Here is a 6,835-nt window from a genome sequence, read left to right as displayed (position 1 = left end):
CGCGCAGTTCCCCGCGCCCCTGGGGTGGGTGGGGCCTGGTGTCGGCTTGCACGGCGCGACCCGTCCGTGGCTGGTCGCGCAGTTCCCCGCGCCCCCAGGAGGGGCTGCGCCCCATCAGGGGCGCGGGGAACGGCGCAGTCTTTTGTCTTTAGGGGCGCGGGGAACTGCGCAGTCTTTTGGTTTTTCGGGGGCGCGGGGAACAGCGCGTTTTTTTCGGCTTTCGGGGGCGCGGGAACTGCGCGGCCCGCCCCCACCGTGCCCCAGGCGGCGCACCCCGCCCGGTAGGGTGAACGCATGCGTGATCTTGGGGTGGGATTCAGGTACTTGTTGCGCGGCCAGCGCTGGGTCGCCACGCACGGAAAGCAGTTCGGCTTCGGACTCATCCCCGGCCTCATCACCCTCGTCCTGTACGCCGCAGCCCTGGTCGCCCTGGCCCTGTGGGGCACGGACTTCATCACCTGGGCCACCCCCTTCGCCGACGACTGGTCGAGCCCTTGGCTCGGACTCTTCCGCGGCTTCCTGACGGCAGTCCTCTTCGCGCTAGCCCTGCTCCTCTCGGTGATCACCTTCACCGCCGCCACCCTGGTCATCGGCCAGCCCTTCTACGAGAGCCTCTCCGAGAAGGTGGACCGGGACGTCTCCCCGGACGGCAGGGCCCCCGAGTCGGGCCTCCCGCTCTGGCGCGAACTGCTGATCTCGACCCGTGACAGCCTCCGGATCGTCGCCAGGGCCCTGGTCTGGGGCGTACTGCTCTTCGCGCTCGGCTTCGTCCCGTTCGTCGGACAGACCGTCGTCCCGGTGATCGGCTTCTTCGTGACCGGCTTCTTCCTCACCGAGGAGCTGACCGCGGTCGCCCTGCAGCGCCGCAACATCGTGGTCCGCGACCGGCTCACCATGCTCCGCTCGCGCAGGATGCTGGTCTGGGGTTTCGGCACCCCGCTGGCCATCGCCTTCCTCGTTCCCTTCGTCGCCGTCTTCCTGATGCCCGGCGCGGTCGCGGGCGCCACTCTGATGGCCCGCGACCTGCTGGGCGAGGAGACCCGCGAGGAGAACGAGGAGGACGACAGCCCCGTCAGCCGGTGACGTCGTCCGTCGCGTCTGCCGCCACTGTCAGGATCGACCGCACCTGGGCGATGATGTCCAGCCGGTTCCGCACGAACTGCGCGTCGGTGACCGTCCCGCTCGCCGGATCCGTGTTGCCCGCCCCGAACTCCAGCACCGGCGTGTGGACATGCCCGCCGGGCAGCGAGCCGCCGAGCCCGAGCCGGTCCCGCAGGAGCGTCGCGCGGTACGCGATCTCGTTGGACAGGTAGTTGCCTCCGCCGCCCGCTCGGGCGGTCGAGCCCGCGGTCGGCCCCTCGGGGCGTACGACGGGATCGGTCCCGCCCGCCGGGATCTCGGTCACCGACGTGTTGTCGTACACGGGAAAGCGTCCCGTGTCCGCCGCGACGATGTCCTTGTACGGCAGGGTCGTCGTCGTCCACTGCGGCTGCGAGGCCGGGTCGGTCACGGGGACGGTCTCGGTGCGGGAGAGGTTCTCGTTGTCGGGGAAGCCGCCCCGCCAGGCCCCGTTGGTGCGCTCGATGTCGATACGGCCCACCCGTCCCTGGCTGACCGTGGTGAACAGGTCGACATGGGGGAGGTGGGCGCGCAGGGTCCGTTCCACGGTCCCGTCGGCGAAGTCCTGCCAGCGGACCGGGAAGACGGCCGTCTCGATGCGCGCGGGACCGTCCGCCGTCCTGATCACCGTGCCGTCCAGCGCGAGCGCGGTCGCCCCCGACGGGTTGGAGATCCGTACGTCCCGGTCCAGCGTGAACGGATCGAACCCGGTCACCAGGATCCGCTTGACCTTCCTGGACCCGGATGCGGATTCGGCTGCGGACCCGGCTGCGGACGTGTCCTTGGTCGCGGACCTGGCCCCGGAGCGCGGGTACCGGATGGAGTCCTGGCCCCGTGACGTCCGCTCCAGCGCCGCCAGCAGCTTCGCGCGCCGGGCCTCGGTGAGACCGAACTCCGGCTGCCACTGCCGTACTTCACGGGTCATGCCGAGCCGGGCCCAGTACAGCGGCCGGTCGTCGTCCCTGCTGAGGTCGCCGCCCGCGGGCCCGCGGCCCTGGGCCCGGTCCACCGCCCGCTGCCACAGCCGCGAGCCCTGCCGTTCGACCAGCCGCTCGGCCTGAGCGTACGAGCGGGCCTTGCCCAGCGCGCGGGCGAACTCCGGTGCCACCGTGTCGAATCCGGACCGGGCGAGGATCTCCTGGGGCGCCGCCCTGTCGAGGCGCTGCTCCTCCACGGTGGGCGCGGCCGCGGGGTTCTCCGCGGCGAGGGCGGGCGGTGCGGCGAGTCCGGCCATGAGAGCCAGGCCGAGGGCGCCGATCCGAACACGTATGTGCGTCAAGGCGGTTCAGGTCCTTCCGTCGCGAGGGGGGACGTCGTCGGATGGCGGCAGTATGCGCGACGCACGGGACGCACGCCATAACGCGTGAGCCCTGTGACGTGCGTGACGTGTGTGAGGTGCGAGACGCCGTGGTGCGTGACCCCGCGAAGGTCAGTCCTCGCCCAGCAGCGTGAGGAAGTCCCGGAACGCCGCCGGCATGTCCACCGAATCCGGAGCGAGCAGCCACTGGTACTGCAGCCCGTCCATCACCGCGACGAGCAGCGGAGCCGCCCGCTCCGGAGTGAGCCCGCTCGGCAGCCGCTCCCCGTACTCGGTCCGCAGCACCTGCGCCATGTTCGCGCGTACGGCCTCGTACCGCTGCGTGAAGAACTCGCGCGCCGGATGCCCCTCCGTGACGCTCTCGCCGAGGAGCGCCGAGAAGGTCTGTACGATCCCGGGCCGCATGGCGTTGTACTCGACGAGCTGGCCCAGCAGTTCGAGCCGCCACCCGGTGCCGGGGACCGCGTCCCACTGGTCGCGCTCCGCCAGTACGGCGACGAGCAGCGCCTCCTTGGTGGGGAAGTGGTGCAGCAGGCCCTGCGGGGTGAGGGCGACCCGCTCGGCGACCGCGGCCAGGCTCGCGCCCCGGTAGCCGCGCTCGGCGATCACCTCCAGCGCCGCCCGGAGGATCTCCGCACGCCGTTCCGTGCCCCTGGCCGATCTGGGCGCCCCGCTCGTCATGACGTCACCGTACGACGGACGGGGTTCCCCATGCGGCTTCCCATGACATAAATATAACGCGGACATAACGAAACCTACCGATCAACAGGTGACGCGGGCAGGATGGCAGTGACGGATCGGTGCGCGACGGAACACAACGCGACGCGACGGACTCGACGCGACGGACTCAACGAGGAGGCACGGCCATGGCAGGAACGCGGCCCACCCCGGCCGATCAGGCGCGTGAGGCGGTGGTCGAGGCGGCACTCGCCCGTCTCGACCTGGACACGAAGGCGCGGCTGCTCGCCGGGCAGGACATGTGGTCCCTGCCCGAGCTGCCCGCGATCGGGCTGCGGTCACTGGTCATGTCCGACGGCCCGATCGGCGTCCGGGGCGTGCGCTGGACCGCCGACGACCCGTCGATCGCCCTGCCGTCCCCGACCGCGCTCGCCGCCACCTGGGACCCCGCCCTGGCCCGCCGGGCCGGCCGCCTCCTCGCCCAGGAGGCCCGCCGCAAGGGCGTCCACGTCCTGCTCGCCCCCACGGTCAACCTGCACCGCTCCCCGCTCGGCGGCCGGCACTTCGAGGCGTACAGCGAGGACCCGTACCTCACCGGCCGGATCGGCACCGGATACGTGACCGGTGTGCAGGAGGGCGGGGTCGGCACCACCGTCAAACACTTCGTCGCCAACGACGCCGAGACCGACCGCTTCACCGTGAACAACACGGTCTCCCCGCGCGCCCTGCGCGAGCTGTACCTGGCCCCCTTCGAGGCCATCGTCGAGAACGCCCACCCGTGGGGCATCATGACCGCCTACAACTCGGTCAACGGCAGCACGATGAGCGAGCACCGGTACCTCGTCGAGGAGGTCCTGCGCGGCGAATGGGGCTTCGACGGCTACAACGTCTCCGACTGGATGGCCGCCCGCTCCACCGTCGGCGCCATCGAGGGCGGCCTGGACGTCGCGATGCCCGGCCCGGTCACCGTGTACGGCGACAAGCTCGCCGCCGCCGTCCGAGCCGGTGAGACCACCGAGGCCAAGGTCGACGCGGCCGTGCGCAACGTCCTGCGCCTCGCCGCCCGCGTCGGCATCCTGGAGGGCGCGGAACCGGTCGTCACCGACCTGCCCGAGACGGTGGACGGCGAGTCCCTGGCCCGCGAGATCGCCCGCCGCGCCTTCGTCCTCGTACGCAACGAAGGCGGCGCCCTGCCCATCCCTGCCGGGCACTCGGTCGCGCTCATCGGCGCCGCCGCCCGTGACGCCCGCGTCCTCGGCGGCGGCTCCGCGACCGTCTTCCCCGCCCACGTCGTCTCCCCGCTCGACGGCCTGACCGCCGCCCTCCCCGAGGGCACGCTCACGTACGCGGTCGGCGCCGACCCGAGCCAGGAACTGGCCGCCGCCGACAAGGGGTTCGAGCTGCGCGCGATCTGCCGCGACAGCGAGGGCGAGATCCTCGGCACGCGCTCCGCGCCGAGCGGGCACATCCAATGGATGGGCAACGACCTGCCCGACGGCGTCACCCACGACCGCCTCGACAGCGTCGAACTGACCGGCACCTTCACCCCGCGCGAGAGCGGCCCGCACACGTTCGGGATCAAGGGGCTCGGCGCCTTCACGCTCACGATCGACGGCACGGAGCACTTCGACGGCGTCCAGAGCACCGACCTGGACGACCCGTTCGTGACGTTCTTCGGCGACCCCGTCGAGCGCGCCACGGTCGACCTGACGGCCGGCCGCGCCTACGCCGTCTCCCTGCGCCACACCGTCGACGTCCCCGACGACGTGCCCATGCGGGTCATCAGCTTCACGCTCGCCCACCAGGAGCCCGCGCGAGACCCCGACGAGCTGATCGCCGAGGCCGTCGAAGCGGCCCGCGCCGCCGACACGGCGATCGTCGTGGTCGCCACCACCGAACGCGTCGAGTCCGAGGGCTTCGACCGCGCGGACCTCCGACTCCCGGGCCGCCAGGACGAGCTGGTGCACGCGGTCGCCGCCGCCAACCCGCACACCGTCGTGGTCGTCAACTCCGGCTCCCCGGTGGAACTGCCGTGGCGCGAGGAGGTCGCCGCGGTGCTCCTCGGCTGGTTCCCGGGCCAGGAGGGCGGTGCGGCCCTCGCGGACGTCCTCACGGGCGCCCACGAGCCCGGCGGCCGGCTCCCCACCACCTGGGGCCCGCTGGACTCCGCCCCCGTCACCAGGGTCACCCCCACCGACGGCGAACTCCCTTACACCGAGGACGTGTTCATCGGCTACCGGGCCTGGGAGAGGGAGAACCGCACCCCGACGTACCCCTTCGGCCACGGCCTCGGCTACACCGACTGGACGTACGACGAGATCGACGTGACGGGTACGACGGTCACGGTCCGCGTCACCAACACGGGCACCCGCACCGGCCGGGAGACGATCCAGCTCTACCTCGCCCCGACGGACCCCACCCCCGACCGCCCGACCCGCTGGCTGGCAGGCTTCGCGACGGTCGAGGCCGCCCCGGGGGAATCGGTCCACACGACCGTCGACCTCCCGAGCCGAGCCTTCGAGGTCTGGGACGACCAGACCAACACCTGGACCCCGGTGAAGGGCACCTACGAGATCGAGGCCTCCCACAGCCTCACGGACACCAGGCTGAGGGCAACCTGTGTCTTTTAGCCCTTAGAGGGGCGCAGCCCCTCCAGGGGCGCGGGGAACTGCGCGACAAGCCCCCACCGGACCCGCACCCGACAACGCGACCCCCGTCACCGGGATGGCGTACGGGACGTAACAACCCCGTACGCCATCTCGGCAAGCCGCGCCTGCCCGTTCACACTCGGATGGAACCAGTCCCAGTGACTCAGCTGCGCGGTCCCGAACCGGTACTCGAAGACCGCCCCGCCATCGAACCGGCACCGCCGATCCTTCGCGCACACCTCTTCCAGAACCGTGTTGTACGACTCCACCCGGTCCTGCACCCGATCCCGCCGCGTCGTCGCCGCCGAAGTCATCGAGTCGGCGTCACCGAGCATCGAAGGACAGATCCCCAGCTTCCAGATCTGCTTGCCCATGGGATTCGTCCGCCCCTGCGACCACAGCCGCTTCAGATCGGGCACGCTGGACACGTACACCTGAGTCTTCGGCAGCGCCGACCGGAGCGTGCTCAGCGCGTCCTCGAACTGGGTGCGGAAGTCCGCGACCGACGTCATCGCGGACACCGACGAACGGCACGCGTCGTTCGCGCCGGCCATCACCGTGACCAACTGGGGCTTCTTCGCCGCGGCCTGCGCCATCTGACCGGGCAGGTCGGCCATGCGTGAGCCGGTCACCGCGTAGTTCCAGCTGCGCTGCGAGGCTCCGGTCCTGCCCAGGAGGCGTACCGCGAGACTCTTCACCTTCGTGTCGGTGCCGGTCGCCCACGAGACCTCGGGGCAGTCGGTCAGGACCGAGCAGGCGTCGAAGCCGCGGGTGATCGAGTCGCCGACGGCGGCCAGCGAGCGCGGACTGCGGTCCCAGTCCGGTGTGGGTTTCGGTGAGGGCTTTCTGCTCTGTGCGTCGGAGCCCGTCGGCCCGGAGGAGTTTCCGCCCACCGCGTCGCATCCGGTCACTCCCGCGATGCCGACAAGAGCCGCCACGGCGGCCGCGACCAGGCCCCGCGAACGGTGACCACGGTTCCGCATCCCCAGTTCCCCTCGTTCGTCGCGCAACGGCAGCTCACCCCCGAGCGTCCTCCCGGGTGAAACCTCCGTGTTTCCGGGCGCCTGGAGCG

Annotated in this window: 5 protein-coding genes; 2 read left to right on the top strand and 3 right to left on the bottom strand. The window is 71.6% G+C overall.

The features are described 5' to 3' along the window. The first annotated feature begins 294 nt into the window (after positions 1-294). Positions 295-1,083 (top strand): EI24 domain-containing protein, encoded by a 789-nt coding sequence (locus tag C6Y14_RS22265; RefSeq protein ID WP_107018525.1) that lies wholly within the window; start codon positions 295-297, stop codon positions 1,081-1,083. Here C6Y14_RS22265 and C6Y14_RS22260 read toward each other — a convergent pair. Together C6Y14_RS22260 and C6Y14_RS22255 are read right to left on the bottom strand one after the other, a co-directional pair. Beyond that, positions 1,073-2,398, bottom strand: a complete 1,326-nt coding sequence (locus C6Y14_RS22260) for a pyroglutamyl-peptidase I family protein (protein ID WP_199854806.1) — start codon at positions 2,396-2,398, stop codon at positions 1,073-1,075. The two genes, C6Y14_RS22265 and C6Y14_RS22260, sit on opposite strands and share 11 nt — an antisense overlap. Before the next feature lie 150 nt (positions 2,399-2,548). Further along, positions 2,549-3,118: a TetR/AcrR family transcriptional regulator gene (locus C6Y14_RS22255; RefSeq protein ID WP_107018524.1), complete on the bottom strand. Its 570-nt coding sequence runs from the start codon at positions 3,116-3,118 to the stop codon at positions 2,549-2,551. 185 nt (positions 3,119-3,303) lie between these two features. Here C6Y14_RS22255 and C6Y14_RS22250 point away from each other — a divergent pair, with 185 nt between their 5' ends. Further along, positions 3,304-5,745 carry a beta-glucosidase H gene (locus C6Y14_RS22250; protein ID WP_107018523.1) on the top strand — a complete coding sequence of 814 codons (2,442 nt, stop codon included), beginning with the start codon at positions 3,304-3,306 and terminating at the stop codon, positions 5,743-5,745. A gap of 86 nt (positions 5,746-5,831) precedes the next feature. Here the strand turns inward: C6Y14_RS22250 and C6Y14_RS22245 are convergent, their stop codons facing one another. Further along, positions 5,832-6,746 (bottom strand): SGNH/GDSL hydrolase family protein, encoded by a 915-nt coding sequence (locus C6Y14_RS22245; protein ID WP_107018522.1) that lies wholly within the window; start codon positions 6,744-6,746, stop codon positions 5,832-5,834. Positions 6,747-6,835 lie beyond the last annotated feature (89 nt).

Source organism: Streptomyces dioscori (assembly GCF_003024195.1).
Lineage (GTDB): Bacteria > Actinomycetota > Actinomycetes > Streptomycetales > Streptomycetaceae > Streptomyces > Streptomyces dioscori.
This window is presented reverse-complemented; position numbering and strand designations above follow the sequence as displayed.

Excerpts from the sequence above, each read along its gene's own strand:
- C6Y14_RS22265 (WP_107018525.1), top strand. The coding sequence starts at position 295 with ATGCGTGATCTTGGGGTGGGATTCAGGTACTTGTTGCGCGGCCAGCGC.
- C6Y14_RS22255 (WP_107018524.1), bottom strand. The coding sequence starts at position 3,118 with ATGACGAGCGGGGCGCCCAGATCGGCCAGGGGCACGGAACGGCGTGCG.
- C6Y14_RS22250 (WP_107018523.1), top strand. The coding sequence starts at position 3,304 with ATGGCAGGAACGCGGCCCACCCCGGCCGATCAGGCGCGTGAGGCGGTG.
- C6Y14_RS22245 (WP_107018522.1), bottom strand. The coding sequence starts at position 6,746 with ATGCGGAACCGTGGTCACCGTTCGCGGGGCCTGGTCGCGGCCGCCGTG.